The 18,153-nt window shown below is 70.5% G+C and carries 17 protein-coding genes and 1 pseudogene; 11 read left to right on the top strand and 7 right to left on the bottom strand.

Annotation, left to right across the window (positions count from 1 at the left end; translation table 11 throughout):
* Positions 1-53: 53 nt before the first annotated feature.
* Complete coding sequence (locus ACIO3R_RS30625) at positions 54-1,718, bottom strand: sigma-70 family RNA polymerase sigma factor (RefSeq protein WP_402110238.1); 1,665 nt, start codon at positions 1,716-1,718, stop codon at positions 54-56.
* Between the two features lie 132 nt (positions 1,719-1,850).
* Positions 1,851-2,546: a type 1 glutamine amidotransferase domain-containing protein gene (locus tag ACIO3R_RS30620; protein WP_385032837.1), complete on the bottom strand. Its 696-nt coding sequence runs from the start codon at positions 2,544-2,546 to the stop codon at positions 1,851-1,853.
* Between the two features lie 419 nt (positions 2,547-2,965).
* On the opposite strand from ACIO3R_RS30620, the gene ACIO3R_RS30615 reads away from it, so the two are divergent.
* The 3 genes from ACIO3R_RS30615 (at position 2,966) to ACIO3R_RS30605 (ending at position 5,778) form a co-directional block, all read left to right on the top strand.
* On the top strand, positions 2,966-3,721 hold the full coding sequence (locus ACIO3R_RS30615; protein ID WP_385032840.1) for an MgtC/SapB family protein: 756 nt from the start codon (positions 2,966-2,968) through the stop codon (positions 3,719-3,721).
* 189 nt (positions 3,722-3,910) lie between these two features.
* The gene (locus tag ACIO3R_RS30610) at positions 3,911-4,981 is read left to right on the top strand and encodes a Dyp-type peroxidase (protein WP_402110236.1); all 1,071 of its coding nucleotides are present in this window, start codon (positions 3,911-3,913) and stop codon (positions 4,979-4,981) included.
* Positions 4,981-5,778 carry a family 1 encapsulin nanocompartment shell protein gene (locus ACIO3R_RS30605; RefSeq protein WP_402110234.1) on the top strand — a complete coding sequence of 266 codons (798 nt, stop codon included), beginning with the start codon at positions 4,981-4,983 and terminating at the stop codon, positions 5,776-5,778. Before ACIO3R_RS30610 ends, ACIO3R_RS30605 begins: the two co-directional genes overlap by 1 nt.
* A gap of 554 nt (positions 5,779-6,332) precedes the next feature.
* Here the strand turns inward: ACIO3R_RS30605 and ACIO3R_RS30600 are convergent.
* From ACIO3R_RS30600 to panD, 3 genes are read right to left on the bottom strand one after another with little or no spacing between them, the layout of a single operon-like run.
* Entirely contained in the window at positions 6,333-6,992 is a 660-nt protein-coding gene (locus tag ACIO3R_RS30600; protein WP_402110233.1) for an arylsulfatase, read from the bottom strand.
* A 38-nt stretch (positions 6,993-7,030) separates the two neighbouring features.
* The gene (locus tag ACIO3R_RS30595) at positions 7,031-7,393 is read right to left on the bottom strand and encodes a GNAT family N-acetyltransferase (protein WP_385032852.1); all 363 of its coding nucleotides are present in this window, start codon (positions 7,391-7,393) and stop codon (positions 7,031-7,033) included.
* A gap of 30 nt (positions 7,394-7,423) precedes the next feature.
* The gene (gene panD / locus ACIO3R_RS30590) at positions 7,424-7,849 is read right to left on the bottom strand and encodes an aspartate 1-decarboxylase (protein ID WP_402110232.1); all 426 of its coding nucleotides are present in this window, start codon (positions 7,847-7,849) and stop codon (positions 7,424-7,426) included.
* A 222-nt stretch (positions 7,850-8,071) separates the two neighbouring features.
* On the opposite strand from panD, the pseudogene ACIO3R_RS30585 reads away from it, so the two are divergent.
* From ACIO3R_RS30585 to ACIO3R_RS30575, 3 genes and pseudogenes are all read left to right on the top strand, one after another.
* Positions 8,072-8,608 (top strand): annotated as a pseudogene (locus tag ACIO3R_RS30585) (dihydrofolate reductase family protein); the annotation flags it as partial.
* Positions 8,609-8,733: 125 nt separating this feature from the next.
* The gene (locus ACIO3R_RS30580) at positions 8,734-9,180 is read left to right on the top strand and encodes a hypothetical protein (RefSeq protein WP_402110231.1); all 447 of its coding nucleotides are present in this window, start codon (positions 8,734-8,736) and stop codon (positions 9,178-9,180) included.
* Between the two features lie 128 nt (positions 9,181-9,308).
* On the top strand, positions 9,309-11,321 hold the full coding sequence (locus tag ACIO3R_RS30575) for an MMPL family transporter (protein WP_402110229.1): 2,013 nt from the start codon (positions 9,309-9,311) through the stop codon (positions 11,319-11,321).
* Positions 11,322-11,470: 149 nt separating this feature from the next.
* Here the strand turns inward: ACIO3R_RS30575 and ACIO3R_RS30570 are convergent, their stop codons facing one another.
* Positions 11,471-11,785, bottom strand: a complete 315-nt coding sequence (locus ACIO3R_RS30570; RefSeq protein WP_402110228.1) for a hypothetical protein — start codon at positions 11,783-11,785, stop codon at positions 11,471-11,473.
* Positions 11,786-12,015: 230 nt separating this feature from the next.
* Here ACIO3R_RS30570 and ACIO3R_RS30565 point away from each other — a divergent pair, with 230 nt between their 5' ends.
* The 5 genes from ACIO3R_RS30565 to ACIO3R_RS30545 all read left to right on the top strand — a co-directional run bounded on the left by ACIO3R_RS30565 (position 12,016) and on the right by ACIO3R_RS30545 (position 16,071).
* Positions 12,016-12,867, top strand: a complete 852-nt coding sequence (locus ACIO3R_RS30565; RefSeq protein WP_402110226.1) for a metallophosphoesterase family protein — start codon at positions 12,016-12,018, stop codon at positions 12,865-12,867.
* On the top strand, positions 12,864-13,553 hold the full coding sequence (locus ACIO3R_RS30560; protein WP_402110225.1) for a 4'-phosphopantetheinyl transferase: 690 nt from the start codon (positions 12,864-12,866) through the stop codon (positions 13,551-13,553). The genes ACIO3R_RS30565 and ACIO3R_RS30560 overlap by 4 nt, the downstream gene beginning before the upstream one ends.
* Before the next feature lie 174 nt (positions 13,554-13,727).
* Positions 13,728-15,053 carry a sensor histidine kinase gene (locus ACIO3R_RS30555; RefSeq protein WP_402110223.1) on the top strand — a complete coding sequence of 442 codons (1,326 nt, stop codon included), beginning with the start codon at positions 13,728-13,730 and terminating at the stop codon, positions 15,051-15,053.
* On the top strand, positions 15,038-15,700 hold the full coding sequence (locus ACIO3R_RS30550) for a LuxR C-terminal-related transcriptional regulator (RefSeq protein WP_402110221.1): 663 nt from the start codon (positions 15,038-15,040) through the stop codon (positions 15,698-15,700). Before ACIO3R_RS30555 ends, ACIO3R_RS30550 begins: the two co-directional genes overlap by 16 nt.
* A 176-nt stretch (positions 15,701-15,876) precedes the next feature.
* A complete protein-coding gene (locus ACIO3R_RS30545; protein ID WP_402110219.1) occupies positions 15,877-16,071 on the top strand; it encodes a hypothetical protein in 195 nt (64 codons plus the stop codon).
* Between the two features lie 140 nt (positions 16,072-16,211).
* On the opposite strand, the gene htpG is transcribed toward ACIO3R_RS30545, so the two are convergent.
* The gene (gene htpG / locus ACIO3R_RS30540) at positions 16,212-18,041 is read right to left on the bottom strand and encodes a molecular chaperone HtpG (RefSeq protein WP_402110217.1); all 1,830 of its coding nucleotides are present in this window, start codon (positions 18,039-18,041) and stop codon (positions 16,212-16,214) included.
* Positions 18,042-18,153 lie beyond the last annotated feature (112 nt).

Raw genomic sequence — 18,153 nt, 5'->3', positions numbered from 1 at the left:
TCGGGCAAGCCCGTCACCGGCGGCATCCGGAAGCGGTGGCGGGCCGGCCGGGCTCACTGCTTCGCGCCGAAGTCCTGTGTCCACCACGGTCCGCCGGGGCCTTTGTGGACGCCGATGCCGATGTCCTTGAAGGAGCAGTTGAGAATGTTGGCGCGGTGGCCCGGACTGTTCATCCAGGACTCCATCACCGATTCGGGGGTCTGCTGACCCCGGGCTATGTTCTCGCCGTACGTCGACCAGCGGTACCCGGCGTCGGTGATGCGCTGTCCGGGGTCGGCGCCGTCGGGGTTGGTGTGCTCGAAGAAGTCACGGGCCGCCATGTCGTCGGAGTGGCGCTGGGCCGCGTCCGTGAGTTGCGCGTCCTCCGTGACCGGGCCGCATCCGGCCGCCGAACGCTCCTGGTTGACCAGGGCGACGACCTGGGCCGTGGTGCCCGCGGGGGCGGGCTGTGTGGCGGGGGCGCTCGACGGACGCGGTGCGGCGGCCGTCTTCTTCGGCGCCGGGGCGACGCTCTTGCGCGGTTTCCGGACCGGGGCGGCGGGGGTGCTCTTCTTCGCGGACGGCGAGGGGGAGGGCGATACGGACGCCGACGGCGACGGCGGCGATGAGGTGGTGGCCCGGTTCTCGGGGGCCGCGAGGTCGGTGATCGGATCCGCCGACGCACGCGAGGCGCTGTCGCCCCCGGTGTCGGTTCCCGGCCCGAGGGACGCGTACCACAGACCCCCGCCGGCCATGCACGCCACCACCACGGCGCCGCCGACGGCCCGGCGCCTGATCCGGCGGCGCCGGCGCGTGGCGGCGCGGGAGGCCGTCCGGCCGTCCGTGTTCCGCCCGCCCGGGGAACGGTGGCGGCCGGGCCGGACGGCTGCCGCGCCGTCGAGCGCCGTCGCGTCGAGCGCGTGTGCGGCGGCGATGGGCGCCGTCCCGTCCCGGGCGGGCCACAGCACGAGGAGTGCCGCGGACACGGGGATCAGGGCCAGCCCCGCGAGCAGGCCCTCCGCGGGCAGCAGGCCGCTCCACAGTCCGGCACACCGGAGGCAGTCACGGGCGTGCCGGGCTATGCGTTTGCGCCACAGCGCCGAGGGGTGGCCGTCCCATGCCACCAGGAGGCCGCGGAGTTCCTGGCACGGCGGCTGCGCGCCGAGTGCCCGCACGACGATGCGGGCCGTCTCCAGCTGCGCCTTCATCCGCTGCACCCGGACCGCCGCGTACTGCGGCGAGAGCTCCAGCGCCTCGGCGACCTCGGCCCGGGTCAGCTCCCCCGCGCACTCCAGCCACCACAGCGACAGCAGGCCCCGGTCGTCCGGCTCCAGCCACCGCGTCGCGCACGCCGTCTCCCGACGCTGTCCGGACAGTTGCAGGCGCAGCATCGTCAGATCGACGAAGTCGGCCCCCGGGTCGGCTGTCTCCCCGGCCTCCTCCAGCGGGCCGGGCGCGGCCGTGCTGTCCCGCCAGTGCGCGCGGACCTGGTTCATCGCGATCGCCACCAGCCAGGAGCGGAAACTCTCCGGGGTCCGCAGACCTCCGAGGCCGTCCAGCGCACGGAGCATGGTGTCCTGCACCACGTCGTCCACGTCCGCGGAACCGTTCAACGCCCGGCCCACGATGTTGTAGACGAGCGGAAGGTACGCGCTCGCCAGCGCGTCCTGCGCCCCCGCGTCCCCGTCGCGCGCGGCGATCACCAGTGGCACCGGGTCGACCGTGTGCTGATTGCTCATGTGACTGGGTCCCTGTCCTGTAGGCCGCTGATGATGCCCGATGACTGGGAGACCGCCGCGGGCGGCTCGGATATCAGTTCCTCCGGCCGGAGTTTCTCCGGTACGTGCTCCGGCAGGGTTCCTGTGCGGGACTCAGGCGAGTTTCTTGAGCAGCTCGCCCGCGAGCGGGGCGGCGGAGGCCGGGTTCTGACCGGTGACCAGGTTGCGGTCGACGACCACGTACGGGGCCCAGGGCTCGCCCTCCTGGAAGTCCGTGCCGATCTCCACGAGCCGGTCCTGGAGCAGCCACTTCGCCTTGTCGGCGAAGCCGGCCTGGGCCTCCTCCGTGTTGGTGAAGCCGGTGAGCCGGTAGCCGGCGAAGGCGTTGGTGCCGTCCGCGTTCGTGGCCGCCAGCAGGGCGGCCGGGGCGTGGCAGACGATACCGAGGGGCAGGCCCGACTCCAGCGCCCGGGTCAGCAGCTTCCCGGAGTCCGCGTTCACCGCCAGGTCCTCCATCGGGCCGTGCCCGCCGGGGTAGAAGACCGCCGCGTAGTCCGCCAGGTCGACGTCCTCCAGCTTCAGCGGGTGCTGGAGTTCGCTCATGGACGCGAGGACGGCCGCCACCCGGTCGGCGTTCTCCTGACCGTCGTTGAACTCGGGTGCCAGGCTCCCCCGGTCCACGGTCGGCACCACGCCGCCGGGGGTGGCGACGACGATCTCGTACCCGGCGGCCTTGAACCTCTCGTACGGTGCGACGGCCTCCTCCGCCCAGAAGCCGGTCGGGTGCACGGTGCCGTCGGCGAGGGTCCAGTGGTCGGAACCGGTCATCACGAAAAGAATCTTTGCCATGTCACGTCTTCCGCAGGGCCCTGACGTCATCCGCCCGGGACGCTTCCGCGTGGCGGGGCTCCGGATCAGGCCGGGGCCGCACCACGCCTTCGGGCCGACCGTACGGCTGTCCAGCTGCCGGAGCCCGGCGGGGGCGCCGCGGTGAGGGAGCGGGAGAGCCGATGGGATGACGGAATTGGGGCAGACGGCGGGTGTCCGCGGAGCCGGGGCCGCGTGCGCGCAGGAGGCGGAGAAGGCCCGCGAACAGGACGGCGTAATCCCGCACTCGACGGCGTCGGCGGTGCCCCGGGCCGTGCGAGGGCGAACGGTACGGTGGACGTCGCGCCGCCGCAACCGTCGCACCGCCCGGCACGGCGGAGCCACGGCGCTTTCCTTCCGGGGACCGGCTGCCCGGAAGGTCCAAGGGCATCGGAGGTTTTGTGGCAATCGACATCAACGAACCGTTCGGCCAGAACTGGACGCACGCGGCGCAGTTCGGCATCGCGTTCGGTCTCTCCTGCGCGATCGGGATCGAACGCGAGATCCGCCAGAAGGCGGCGGGGCTGCGCACGTACACGATCGTCGGGCTCGGGGCCGCCCTCTTCACCCTGGTCAGCAAGTTCGGCTTCTCGGACGTTCTGGTCACCGGTCAGGTCGAGTTGGACCCGTCCCGGGTGGCGGCGCAGATCGTCTCCGGCCTCGGGTTCATCGGCGGTGGCGTCATCTTCGTGCACCGCGGTTCGGTCAGGGGGCTGACCACGGCCGCGTCGATCTGGCTGACCGCCGCGGTCGGCTGCGCGGCCGGCGCGGGTCTGCCGGTCCTGGCCACGCTCGCCACGCTCGCGTACTTCCTGGTGTCGTACGGCGTCCGCCCGCTGGCCCACCGCCTCCCGGTGCTGCGCAACGCCTCGATCGGCTACCGGATCACCTACACCGAGGGAGTGGGCGCGCTGCGGGAGCTGGTCAGACACTGCACGGAGGCGGGGTTCTCGATCTCCGAGCTGACCACGCTCGCCGCGGACGGCGAGGGGATGTTCCGGCGCCGCCGCCGCTCGGAGACCGTACCCCCGCCCGAGCGGACCGTCGAGGTCGCGCTCAACGTGCAGGGCAGAGGTGATCCGGACGCGCTGATGGCCCGGCTGTCGGGCACCACGGGGGTGCTGGCGTGCAGCCGGAGTGACCTCGCGGACGAGTGAGCGCGCCGCCCCGGCGAGCGGGCGCCGGAAGCGGCCCGGAGCGTGGGCGGCGGACCGGCGGAGGTGTCGCCCGGTCGGGTGCCCCGGGGTGCGGCACTCCTGCGGGTGTGGGTAAGTGGCAGCGGGTCCCGCTGCCCGCACCCATGCGGGCACCGCCTTGTCGCCCACGCCACTTCATGGAGCCGCCGCATGCCAGAGACCACCGAGGAAGCGGCCGCGGCGCAGCCCGTCGTCGCACCGCTGACCAGCGCGGCCCTGATCCTGGTCGCCACGATCGAGCCCGGTGGTGAACCCGCGGTCCGCGACGCGCTGCCGGACCTTGCGGCCTTCGCCCGCTCCATCGGGTTCCGCTTCCCCGGCGCCGGTCTGGTCTGTGTGACCGGGTTCGGTTCCGACGCGTGGAGCCGGCTGTTCGCGGGTCCGCGGCCTGCCTCGCTCCATCCCTTCCAGGAACTGCACGGGCCCCGCCACCACGCCCCCGCCACCCCGGGCGATCTGCTGTTCCACATCCGGGCCGAGCGGATGGACGTGTGCTATGAGTGGGCCTCCCAGCTGCTCGGCCGGCTCGGCGGTGCGGTGAAGGTCGTCGACGAGACGCACGGGTTCCGCTACTTCGACCACCGGGATCTGCTGGGCTTCGTCGACGGCACGGAGAACCCCGTCGGTGCGGATGCGCGGTCGGCGGCGCTGGTCGGTGACGAGGACCCGGAGTTCGCGGGCGGCAGCTACGTCGTCGTCCAGAAGTACCTGCACGATCTGGCCTCGTGGAACGCGCTGAGCACCGAGGAGCAGGAGCGGGTGATCGGTCGGACGAAGTTCACGGACATCGAGTTCGCCGACGACGTCAAGCCCGCCGACTCCCATGTCGCGCTGAACACCATCACGGACCCGGACGGCACGGAGCGCGACATCCTGCGTGCCAACATGCCGTTCGGCAGCTTCGGGCAGGGCGAGTTCGGTACGTACTTCATCGGGTACGCCGCCGATCCCGGCGTCACCGAGCAGATGCTCCGCAACATGTTCCTCGGCAGCCCTCCCGGCACCCACGACCGCATCCTCGACTTCTCGACCGCGGTCACCGGCACGCTCTTCCACGCCCCCAGCGCCGACTTCCTCGACGCCCCGCCGCCGTCGCCCTCGTCCGACGGGGCCGGGGCACTGCCGGAGCCGGCGCCCGCGCCGGCGGCGCAGGCCCTGGTCCCGCCGGGTGCCCGTGACGGTTCGCTGCACATCGGCAGCCTGCAAGAAAGCGTCCAGTGATGAACAACCTCCACCGCGCACTCGCCCCTGTCACGCAGGCCGCCTGGGACCAGATCGAGGAGGAGGCCCGGCGCACCTTCAGCCGCCATCTCGCGGGCCGCCGTGTCGTCGACGTCCGCGGGCCGGAGGGCCCGCAGCTGGCGGCCGTGGGCGACGGCCACCTGCGGGAGATCGACCCGCCCACCCCCGACGTCCTGGCCCGCGCCCGCACATCGGTGCCGGTCATCGAGTGGCGGGTGCCGTTCACGGTGACCCGGGCGGCGCTGGACGATGTCGAGCGCGGCTCCGACGACAGTGACTGGCAGCCCGTCAAGGACGCCGCCCGGACCTGTGCGTTCGCCGAGGACATGTCCCTCATCGACGGATACGCGGCGGCCGGGATCACCGGTCTGCGGGACGGTTCCTCGCACACCCCGCTGCCGCTTCCGGCGGATGCCCGGGACTATCCGGCCACGGTCAGCCAGGCACTGACCCAGCTGCGGCTGGCCGGTGTCGACGGACCCTACCGGCTGCTGCTGGGCGCGGACGCGTTCACGGAGGCGACCGAGACGTCCGACCACGGCTATCCGGTCTCCACCCATCTCGCCCGGCTGCTGGACGACCAGATCCTGTGGGCGCCGGCAGTGGCGGGCGGGGTGCTGCTGTCCACCAGGGGCGGCGACTTCGAACTGTGCCTGGGCGAGGACCTGTCGATCGGCTACCAGGGGCACGACGCGACGACCGTCAGTCTGTACTTCCACCAGTCGTTCACGTTCCGGATGCTGACTCCGGAGGCCGTGGTCCCGATCGTCGCCTGATACGCGCGGCAGCCCCGGCTCTCCGGGAGCTGCTGCCGCTCGACGGGTGCCCGGTGCTGGTGGTGGGTGCGTCGGCCGGGGCGGCGGGGCCGGTGTGCCCGGGGTTCCGCACGCGTCGCTCGTGTCCGTGCGGCCCCTCCTGGCTGACCCGTCCACGTCGGTTCGCAGGGCTGTCCCTGGAGCTGATCGCGGACGGGATCGCGCCGACGTACCGGCTGGCCGGGGGCTGAGGCGGGAGCGTCGGCCTGTCAGACCGGCGAGGGCTCCGGCTCCGGCGGCGGCACCGGCTCGGGGTTCGGCGCGGGCGGCTGCGGAATCGGATCGGGCGAGGGGCCCGGCGGGGTGGGTACGGGCGGTGTCGGCCCCGGACCCGGCGGCACGGGCGTCGGCTCCGGCAGCGGCCGGGGCGGCCCCGGAACCGGCCCCGGGGTGGGCGCGGGCGGTACGGGGTCGGGGAACGGATGGGTCATATCGGGCCTCCGAACGGTCGGGGTGGATCTCCTCCACCGTCTCCCGGAGCGGCTGCCCTCGCCCGGCGAGTCCATACGTACGGGCTACGAATGATCCACCACGCTCACTGAACCGGCCGCGGCCGCCGCGGCCGCGAGCCCCGGCCGCGGGCTGGACAGGACCGGGATCCGGGTGGCCGTGCGGGTGACGGCGTCGGCCATGGAGGCCTGGGCCAGCACGATCACGTCGGCGTCGGTCACCGCGTCGGCCGCGGCGGCCACCAGATCCAGGTACCCCTCGCGCTCGCCGGCCCGGAAACACTCCCAGGCACCCTCGACCAGGACGGTGCGCACCTGCGCCGGGCCCCGGCCCGCCCGGTCCGCCTCCTCGGCGAGCAGCGCGAGGGTCGGTCGCAGGGTGGCGGCGAGTGCCGCGATGACGGTCACCCGCTCCGCACGGGCGGCGGCCGCCGCCATCGGGCGGTCGACCCGCAGCACCGGGACGCCGAGCGCCGCACCGGCGGACTCGGCGGCCCCGCCGATCGTCGAGCAGGTGCAGAGCACGGCGGTGGCCCCCTCGGCGGCCGCCGCGCTGAGCAGTGCCTCGATCTCGCCCGTCACCGCGTCCGGCCCCATCGCTCCGGCCCGGTCGAGCAGTTCCTCGTGCACGAGGTGGCGCAGGACGAGCCCCGGATGGCCGGCGTCGCGCAGGGCGTCGAAGACCGGCACATGGACCGGGGAGGTGTGCAGCAGAGCGAGGATCACGGGCGGAACGCTACCGGCCCCCGGCGCCCGCACAGGAGTCAGTACAGCTCGGGACGGGACGCGAGCTGTTCCTTCGCCCGCTCCACCAGTTCGGCCGGGGCCTGCGGTGCTTCGTCGGGGTGGCGCGACGCCCACGCCGCCGCGTACGGGCAGAGCGGGACGACAGGCACTCCCTCGCGGCCGGCCATGGCGTAGAACTCCCTGACCAGGGAGCCTGCGATGCCCTTGCCCTCGTGCCCAGGCTCGACGACCGTGTGCACGGCGACGAGGGCGGCCGGCGCCCCGTCCATGACGAAGTACACGACGACCCCGGCAGCCGTGCCGTTCTCGTACGCGAACAGCTTGCCCGCCGCCCGGTCGTCACGGATGTCGGGCCCGGTCCGGCCGGTCTGGTCCGTCATGGCGGGTGCTCCCTCGGTGGGTCGGTCGCTTCAGCGCGCCGCGGGCACGGCGTGCGGGCTGCGCGCGGTGTCGGTGCCCGGCACGGGCGCGGAGGGGTCGGCGCCGAGCGCGACGATCCGGTTCCCCGCGTCGACATGGACGATACGCGGAACCAGGGCGCGCGCCTCGGCGTCGTCGACCTGCGCGTAGCTGATCAGGATGACCAGGTCGCCGGGGTGCACGAGGTGAGCGGCCGCGCCGTTGATCCCGATGACCCCGGAGCCGCGTTCGCCCTCGATGACGTACGTCTCCAGCCGGGCACCGTTGTCGATGTCGACGATGTGCACGAGCTCGCCGGGCAGCAGGTCAGCGGCCTCCATCAGCTCGGCGTCGACGGTGACGGAACCGACGTAGTGCAGGTCGGCCTGGGTCACGGTGGCCCGGTGGATCTTCGACTTGAATATCGTTCGCATCATTGAGGTACTCCTGAGCATAGGCTCCCTGCCTGCATTTTTGCAGGTCAAGTGCTGTTTTCACACTCTACAACGAATCGCAAGTGCAGGCAGTTGCGCCTCGGTTTTTCAGGACTCATGCTGACCACTTGCCGACTTCCTGATGCATCATCAGGTAGCGATGAAGGGGCCGGCCGCTCTCCCGAGCTCCACCCCACGACGACGGCCACCTCGAACACCCGACCGGGCAAGGGCCGGCTCCTGCTCTCCAACAGGGAGGATTTCGAGCGCGTCGACTCCGTACGTGCCAGTGTCGACGCGATCCTTGTCGGCGCCGGCGCACTCCGCGCCGACAACCCCCGCCTCCTCGTCGACTCGGCGGAACGCAGGGCGTCCCGGGTCGCAGCCGGCCGGCCGGAGTACCCGCTGAAGGTCACCATCACAGCAACGGGCGACCTCGACCCCTGCTGGAAGTTCTGGCACCACGGTGGCGACATGCTCGTCCTGGCCGTCGGCGACGAGGCGGCCGCGGAGGCCCACGCCAACCTCGGTGACCTGGCCGGCGTGCGGAGCGTGGCCGCCGAGGCCGTGTGGCCGGCCGCGCTCGACATCCTCGGCCACGAGTACGCCGTCAAACGGCTCATGGTCGAGGGCGGCGGTACCATCCACGCACAGTTCCTCGAAGCAGGCCTTGCCGACGAACTCCAGCTCGTCATCGCCCCTCTCCTGGTCGGCCAGCCCGATGCGATACGGGTGCTCGGCCCCGCCGCCTACCCCGGCGGCCCTGCCGCCCGCCGGATGCCGGCGGGGGTGGGTCTGGGCCCACCCACCCGTACGTTCAGACCCATACCGCGTCCCCTCGCGCACTCCGTAGCGTCGGCATCACAACGACACGGAGGAAGAAAGCCATGGGAAAGAACACCAAGACCACCGAGATCAGGGTCGAAGAGGCGCAGCTCGGCACCCCGCAGGTCCAGGAGGCCGTCGACACGGTGAAGAAGGGCATCGTGCTCTACGGCACCGTCAGCGCCATCATCCTCGCCACGGTCGCCGTGATGGCGATCAGCGGCCACTCGGTCTCGTCGTTCATGTGGGTGCGGTCCGCCATCCTGCTCGCGGTCACCGCACTGATCCACCGGATGGCCGTCGACGTCTCCAAGGGGTCGGGCCGGGCGTACGAGCGTCTGAGCACGCTCACCATCATCCTGCCCATCGCGATCGTCGCCGTGGACCTGATCCCCGGCCTCTGCCCGGCGTGGTTCGCCGTGATGCAGGGTGTCTCCGCCCTGGCCCTCGTCTACGCCGCGGTCACTCTGAAGGGTGCCGCACTGCGCTCCGTCTTCCCCAGGGCCTGAAGGCACCTGCGGTACGGGACGGCCCGAGACGGGCCGTCGAGACTCCGGTTCTCCAGAGACGTCCGGCCGAGCGCGGGAATCCGCTCGCAGGCCGGTGACCATGTTCCCACCTCAAAGGAAACATTCCCATGTTCCGACGTATCGGGACCGTCGTCGTCCGGCACCCCGTCTGGACGATCGTGGCCTGGCTGATCGCGACGGTGGCCATCGTGGCCACCGCACCGGGCCTCCCGTCGAACAGCGGCGAGAGCAGTTTCCTGCCCAAGAGTTACGAGTCCATCAGAGCGGCGAACATTCAGGACAAGGCGTTCCCCAGCTCCTTCACCCCGTCCGCGACCGCGCTGTACCAGCGGTCCGACGGCGGCAGGTTGACGGCCACCGACACGAAGGACGTCGCCCGGATCACCGTCGAATTGGGCAAGAAGAAGATCGACCAGGTGCAGAGGGTCGTGCCCGGACCGCCGTCCGAGGACGGCACGTACACGATGACCCTCGTCCAGATGGACGACAAGTCCGCCGGGCAGCCCGAACAGGCCGACGCGGCCGAGGTGTTGCGTGCCGAGGTCAAGAAGCTGACCGAGGGCACCGAGCTCGACGTCAAGCTCGGCGGTCCCGCCGCGGAGGCTCTCGACCAGCAGGACTCGTCCGAGCGCGGCGAAGCGCTGATCGGCATCGGCACCATCATCCTGGTGACCCTGCTGATCATCTTCCGGGCGCCGATCCTGGCGATTCTCCCGCTCATCCTGATCGGCCTCGTGTCGGTCGTCGCCAACGGAGTGATCGCGTACGCGACGAAGCTGTTCGACCTCCAGGCCAACAGCTCGATCTCATCGATCCTCGTCGTCGTGCTGTTCGGCGTCGGCACGGACTACTTCCTTTTCCTGATGTTCCGCTACCGAGAACACCTGCGTGCGGGCGACGAACCCAAACAGGCCATGATCAACGCGGTGAGCCGGGTCGGCGAGGCCATCGCCTGCGCCGCCGGGGCGGTCATCATCGCCTTCCTCGCACTGGTGCTCTCCACGCTCGGCTTCCTGCGGCAGATGGGCCCGGCGCTCGCCATCGCGGTCACCGCCACCCTGCTCGCGGGTCTGACCCTGGTCCCGGCCGCGGTCTCCCTCATCGGCCCGAAGGTCTTCTGGCCCTCCAAGTCCTGGAAGCAGGAGCCGCAGGGCGCCCGTTTCGCCGCTCTGGGCCGCGGCATGCAGCGCCGCCCGGCACTGGCCGCCGCCCTCTCCGGACTCGTCCTGGTCGCACTGTCGCTCGGTGCCGTGGACGGTGTGGCGAGCGCCCGGCTGTCCACGGTGAACAAGCCCGGCACCACGGCGGACTTCACCGTCACGCTCGCGTACGAGGCTTCGTCGGACAAGGCGATCGACACCGTGGCCGAGGTGCGCGACGTCGCGCACGCCAACGCCCCGGAGGGCACCGATGCGGCCGTCGGCGGATTGTCCTCCATCTTCAAGGACATCGACACCGCGGTCGCCCACGACTACCGGACCGTCTTCCCCGTCGCCGCACTCCTGATCATGATCATCCTGGGGCTGCTGCTGCGCAGCGTCGTCGCACCCTGGTACCTGATGGCCTCGGTGGGCCTCGGCTTCGGTGCCACCCTCGGCGCCACCGTGTGGCTCTTCCAGACGGCGCAGGGCCACTCGGGCCTGCTGTTCATGCTCCCGGTGATCATGTACCTCTTCGTGGTCGCCATCGGCACGGACTACAACATCCTCATGATCGCCAGGCTTCGCGAAGAGGCACGGGCCGGCCGCAGCCCGCGTGAGGCGGCGGGCATGGCGCTGCGGCACGCGGGTCCCACCGTGGCCGCGGCAGGCTTCGTCCTGGCGGCGGCCTTCGCCACGATGATGCTGGCGGGCAACGCACTGCTCACGGAGATGGGCTTCGCCGTCTCCTTCGGCATCGCGATCGCCGCCTTCGTCATGGCGATGTTCTTCACCCCGAGCCTCACCGCGCTGATCGGCCACGCCGCGTGGTGGCCGGGGCACGGGGACAGGGCGGCGGAGCCCGCCACCGGCACGTCCGCCGGCCGCGGGCACGTGCCCGGCCAGGCACAGGACCGGCTCCCTGAACAGGGCCGGGAAAAGGACCAGTTCGCCGACGATCCGTCGCGAACACACCGGTAGGAGCGGGTTGGCTCCCCCGGCCCGCCCCCTCCCGCCACGCCAACAGGCGTTCTGCCGAGGGTGTTTGCCACCCGAGCAGAACGGCTGTTGGTCGTTGGCGTCGGTCGGTCCACCGGCCGCGTGGTCGATTCGGTCGCGCCGGTCGCGTTCTACTCGACCTCGATGTCCGCCGTTCCCCCCTGCGTTCCCACCAGGTGCAGTCGGTGGCCTCCCACCCGGAGGTCGAGCTTCTTGGCCAGCTTGAGGCTCACGCCGTGCGAACTGAGCTTCACGTAGGTCTCGCTCACCTCTTCGATGTCCAGTTCAAGGTTCTGGATCGCGATCGACGTCCCTGACCGCGCGTGAAGGGTGCACGTGCCTTCGGCGCAGCGGGCATCCACCTTGTCGGGGGCGCAGGCGGTCATGGCCAACAGCGGGAAGGCGAGCACGAGAAGAGAGGTGACGAGTCGCGCGGAGCGTGACATTGAGCTCTCCTGAGGTCCGATGCGTGCAGCCGACGCTGAAGAACGTAAGGTCGCCACACCCACTCCTGATATCCCGCTACTCCCCGTCGCGGGTGGGGCCAGCCCCACTCCTCGCGCGGCAGCTGCGCCGCCAGCCGGGATCGCCGGCACCACTTGAACACCCTTGTCCGGGAGTGGCGAAGCGTGTTCTCTTGATTCCGATCGTGTGCGGGCAGGGCGAGGGGACATCGATGGCCGAAGGTACCGGGCAGTTGCTTGCCATCAGCGACCTGCACATCGGTTACGCCGAGAACCGTGCCCTGGTCGACCGCATGGTGCCCGCGTCCGACGACGACTGGCTGATCGTGGCCGGGGACGTCGCCGAGACCGTGGCCGACATCAGCTGGTCCCTCAAGACGCTGGCGAGCCGCTTCCGCAAGGTCGTCTGGGCCCCCGGCAACCATGAACTGTGGACCCATCCGAAAGACACCGTCACCCTGCGCGGCGCCGCACGCTACGAGCATCTGGTCGAAGTCTGCCGCGACTTGGGCGTGGTCACCCCCGAGGACCCCTACCCCGTCTGGGACGGACCCGGCGGCCCGGCCGTCGTGGCACCGCTGTTCCTGCTGTACGACTACAGCTTCCTGCCGTCGGGCAGCACCACCAAGGACGAGGGCCTGGCCTACGCGCACAAGACCGGTGTCATCTGCAACGACGAGTTCCTGCTGCACCCCGACCCCTACCCGAGCCGCGAGGCCTGGTGCCGGGACCGGGTGGCCGCGACCGAACGCCGGCTGTCCGAGCTCCCCGACGACTTGCCCACGGTCCTCGTCAACCACTACCCGCTGGACCGGCACCCCACGGACGTCCTGTGGTATCCGGAGTTCGCCATGTGGTGCGGCACCGAACTGACCGCCGACTGGCACCGCCGGTTCCGCGTGGCCGCCATGGTCTACGGCCATCTCCACATCCCGCGCACGACCTGGCACGAAGGCGTCCGCTTCGAAGAGGTGTCGGTGGGCTATCCCCGCGAGTGGCGCAACCGCCCGGATCCGCCCGGCATTCCTCGACGTATCCTCCCGGCGAAGGGACGCGGCCGATGATCGAGGAACTGCTCCCCGACTCGGTGGTGGTCGTGGAGAGTTACGGTGACGACGAAGCCGACCAGGGCCCCCTCTTCCCCGAGGAACAGGCGGTGGTCGCACGGGCGGTGGTCAAGCGGCGCCGGGAGTTCGCCGCCGTACGCACCTGCGCCCGCCGCGCCATGGAGAAGCTCGGGGTGCCGCCGCAGCCCATCCTGCCCGGTGAACGCGGTGCCCCCGGTTGGCCGGACGGCCTGATCGGCAGCATGACCCACTGCAACGGCTACCGCGCCGCCGCCTTGGCCCGCGCCACCGACCTGGCCTCCCTCGGTGTCGACGCCGAACCCCCCGGTCCGCTTCCGAAAGGCGTCCTGCTCAGCATCGCGCTCCCCGCCGAACAGAGACGCCTGGCCGGCCTCGCCGCCCGGCAGCCCGACGTGCACTGGGACCGCCTGCTGTTCAGTGCGAAGGAGTCCGTCTACAAAGCCTGGTTCCCGCTGACGGGGAAGTGGCTCGGCTTCGAGGAGGCGGACATCGAGATCTACGCGGACCGTACGGACCCCGGGGCGGCGCCGCACGGCCGCCTCCGTGCCGAACTGCTCGCCGAAGGGCCCCTGGTGGGCAACCGGCGGGTCACGCACTTCGAGGGACGGTGGATCGCCCGCCAGGGGCTGGTCGCCACCGCGGTGACCATCCCCCACTCCTGATCCGGCCCCGAATCACGCTCCGACGCCCCTGGACGGGGTGGGCCTACGCCCACCCCGTCCAGGGGCGTAGCGGGATACCGGCAAGTACCGCCCGAGCCATAGGTTCTCCAGTAGAGGTCGGGTACACCGATTCCCGGCTGGCAGAATGACGGCGTGGCGAAAGGATTCAGGCGGATGAGACTGCCCGCGGGAGGCGGTCCACTGCGCTGGTGGGTCCATATCGTGCGCGGACTGTACCGGTCCGCGGTACTGGCCGGGCTGACCTGGCTGATGCCGGCGGTATGCCTGGGCGTCGGACTCGGTGGCGCCCACGTGGTCAGCTCCTGGTCCGACGGCATGAGTGCGCCCATGATCGTCCGGGCTCTGGTCACCGTCGGGCAGGCCCTGATGGTGATCCTGTGGATCACCGTGGCCGTCTGGATCGTGCACCCGCCGACCAGCCGCCCCCTGGCCAAGGCCGCGCGTGCCTGCGCGGAACGCTGGCTCGGCGAACGGCTCGACGTGACGTATCGCGCCATTCCGCAGGTCAGCCGCATGTCGACGGGTTACTGGTGGGACGGCCACGAGTACCACCGGTCCGAACGGGAAGCACGCCGCAGGGCCCGGGTGCACGCCCGATTCCATGATCCGCAGTTGCACTGGGACGGGCTTTGGGGTCTGGTCGCCGGTACGACGGTGCTGCCCGTCGCAACCCTGCCGCTGCTCGGTCTCGCCGGCGGGGTCTACATGACGCTGTCACCGGATCTCATCGGATTCGGCATCGCCCTCATCGTGGCGAGTCTGGCGGCCGCCCCCTTCGCCTGGCGGGTCTTCGGGCCCGTGGCGCGTCGGTTCCTCGGGCCGATCCCGCGCTCGTGGCTCGGCAGACGGGTGGAGGAGCTCGAGGCCATCCAGGCGGACCTGACCCAGACCCAGGCGGTCGAACTGGAGCGCATCGAGCGCGATCTGCACGACGGGACCCAGGCCCGGCTGCTCGCCATGGGCATGTCGGTGGGCGCCGCCGAGCAGCTCGTCGACACCGACCCTGCCGCCGCGAAGGCGATCCTCGCCGAGGCCCGTACCGCATCGGTGACCGCCCTGGCCGAGCTGCGCTCCCTCGTCCGTGGCATCAACCCGCCCGTGCTCGCCGAACGCGGCCTCGTGGACGCCGTCCGGGCCCTGGCTCTCGACGCTCCGGTCGAGATCTCCGTATACAGCACGGTTCCCTCCCGGGTCGAGCGCCCCGTCGAGTCGGCGGTCTACTTCGCCGTCGCGGAACTGATCGCGAATGTCGCCAAGCACGCCAAGGCCTCTCAGGTGAGCGTCGAATTCAACTATGCGCAGCAGATGCTCACCGCGACGGTGACCGACGACGGGATCGGCGGAGCCGTCGCCTCGGCAGGCTCCGGGCTGCGCGGGATCGAGCGTCGGATGGCGGCCTTCAGCGGCCGTCTGAAAGTCAACAGCCCCGCTGGGGGACCCACTCACATCATCGTGGCGGTGCCGTGCGCGTTGTCGTAGCCGAAGACCTGTTCCTGCTCCGCGACGGGATGGTCCGCATTGTCGAGGCACACGGCCACACCGTGGTCGCGGCGGTCGACACCGGGCCTGCCACGCTCGACGCACTGCTCTCCCTGCGGCCGGACGTGGCGATCGTGGACGTACGGCTGCCCCCCACGTTCTCCGACGAGGGACTGCAGGCAGCGCTCGCGGCCCGTCGGGAGATTCCGGGGCTGCCCGTACTCATCCTCTCGCAGCACGTGGAACAGCTGTACGCGCGCGAACTTCTCGCCGACGGGCACGGAGGCGTCGGCTACCAGCTCAAGGACCGCGTCCTGGACGCCGGCCAGTTCATGGACGCGCTGGGCCGCGTCGCCGGCGGTGGTACGGCACTCGATCCGACGGTCGTGGCGAAACTCCTCGGCCGGCCCAAGCGGGCCGATCCGCTCGCCACGCTGACCGAGCGGGAACGCTCGGCGCTCGCCCTGATGGCCGAGGGCCTCTCCAACACGGCGATCGCGGCCCGGCTGTTCCTGAGCGAAGGCGCCATCAGCAAGTACACGACCACGATCTTCGCCAAGCTCGACCTCGTCACCGACGACGACACCAACCGCCGGGTCCGGGCGGTCCTCGCCTACCTCGGCGCCGGGGAACCGAACGGCGAGTAACGGCAGCCCCGTCCTGAACAGCTCCTGAGCGCTTCCTGAGCGCCTCGGTTCGATGTCGGTCCATCCCGCGCCGGACCGATGCTCTCGACTGCCCCGTGACATCACTCTCCGTAGCGTCAATCTGACCAACTGCACACAGACCCGGGCCCCGACCCCGACCCCGGAAAGACAAGATCATGTCCGCAGTGATCGAAGTGCACCACCTCCACAAGAAGTACGGCGACATCGTCGCGGTCGACGACATGCACAGGGACGAGATCTCTCATCGCACCGACGAGGCGATCATGACCGAGGTGCGTTCTGCACACGACCGGATCGTTCGATCTGCGGGTGTTCGCCGGCGGGCACTTCTTCATCAGCGACCGGAGTAAAGAGGTCATGCAGGTCCTGAAGCAGCATTTCGGGACCGAAGCCCCCGGCGCCACCGCCTGACCGGCACCGCCAGGGACCGTCGAACACGAATGCCGCGAGCACGGATGTGCTCGCGGCATTCGCCGTCATCGTCCGGTGGTCACACGGTCCTGCTGAGGCGGTCGGCAAGCAGCCTGGCGAAGCGCGCCGGGTCAGCCAGATCGCCCCCTTCCGCGAGCAGCGCGGTGCCGTAGAGCAGTTCGGCCGTCTCCGCCAGATCCGGGTCGGCGGCTCGCTGCTCGTACGCCGACTTCATCCCGCTGACCAGCGGATGTTCGGGGTTCAGCTCAAGGATGCGCTTGACCGGCGGGACCTCCTGGCCCATCGCCCTGTACATCTTCTCCAGTGTCGGCGTGAGACCGTCCGCGTCACTGACCAGGCAGGCCGGCGAGCTGGTCAGCCGGGTCGTCAGACGTACGTCCTGGACCTCGTCGAGCGTCTCGTTGAGCCAGGTGAGCACGGCCGCGTAGGCACCGGACTTCTCATCGCTCGGTTCCTCCTCGGAGGGCAGGTCGACCGCGCCGCGAGCGACGGACTGGAACTCCTTTCCCTCGTACTCCCGCACCGCCTCTACCCAGATCTCGTCGACCGGGTCGGTGAGCAGCAGGACCTCGTACTCCTTGGCCTTGAACGCCTCCATGTGAGGGGAGTTCACGACCTGTGCGCGGCTCTCGCCGGTCATGAAGTAGATCTTGTCCTGGCCTTCCTTCATCCGGGCGACGTAGTCGGCGAGGCTGGTGGGCTCGTCGCCGACGGTGGAGGCGAACGACGCGATGTCGAGGATGGCCTTCTGGTCGTCGGTCCCGTCGAGCAGGCCCTCCTTGACGGCGGGGCCGAACTCGCGCCAGAACGTGCGGTACTTGTCGGAGTCCTTCCTCATCAAGTCCTTGATCGTCGAAAGGATCTTCTTGGTGAGGCGGCGGCGGATCAGCTGGATGTGCCGGTCCTGCTGGAGGATCTCGCGGGAGATGTTCAGGGACAGGTCGGCGGCGTCGACGACTCCCTTGACGAAGCGGAGGTAGCCGGGCAGGAGGTCACGGCTGTCGTCCAGGATGAAGACGCGCCTGACGTACAGCTGGATGCCGTGGCGGGCATCACGCTGGAAGAGGTCGTGCGGGGCGCGCGCCGGGATGAACAGCAGGGCCTCGTACTCGAAGGTGCCCTCGGCCCGCATCTGGATGATGTCGAGCGGCTCCGTCCAGTCATGGCTGATGTGCTGGTAGAACTCCCGGTACTCCTCATCCTTGACCTCGGATCGCGGCCGCGCCCAGAGGGCCTTCATGGAGTTGAGGGTGTCGTCTCCCATCCGGATGGGGAAGGAGATGAAGTCCGAGTACCGCTTGACGATCTCCCGGATCTTCCATTCGTCGGCGAAGTCGTGCAGCGCGTCCTCTTCGTCGGCGGGCCGCAGGTGCACGGTCACGGACGTGCCTTCCGGCACGTCGTCGGCGGCCTCGATGGTGTACGTACCGTCGCCGTCCGATTCCCAACGCACGCCCGCCGCCTCACCGGCCTTGCGGGTGTGGAGGGTGACCTTGTCGGCGACCATGAAGACGGAGTAGAAACCTACCCCGAACTGGCCGATGAGCTCGGCCGACTCCTTGTTCTCGCGCAGCTTGCGCAGGGCTTCGGCGGTGCCTGACTTCGCGATGGTGCCGATGAGGCCCACCACGTCGTCGCGCGACATGCCGATGCCGTTGTCCCGCACGGTCAGGGTGCGGGCCTCCTTGTCGGCCTCGATGGCGACATGCGGGTCCTCGGCCCTGAGGCTCTCGTCCGTGAGCGCGGCGAGGCGCCGTTTGTCCAGGGCGTCGGAGGCGTTGGAGATGAGTTCGCGGAGGAAGATCTCCTTGTTCGAGTAGATCGAGTGGACCATCAGCTGCAGGAGCTGTCGTGCTTCGGCCTGAAACTCCAGCGTCTCGGTGGTCATGGCTTCCCTTCGGGTCAAAAGGTTGATCTGCGCGACACCCACACTTCCAGGGGCCGAGAAGGTGCGCACGTACCGGTGCCCGACCCCTGGCGGGCGAGGTCGGGCCGGCTTG

The organism is Streptomyces sp. NPDC087428 (genome assembly GCF_044744085.1).
Taxonomy (GTDB): Bacteria; Actinomycetota; Actinomycetes; order Streptomycetales; family Streptomycetaceae; genus Streptomyces.
The sequence above is the reverse complement of the archived record's forward strand: the minus strand, read 5'-3'. Positions and strand labels throughout refer to the sequence as shown.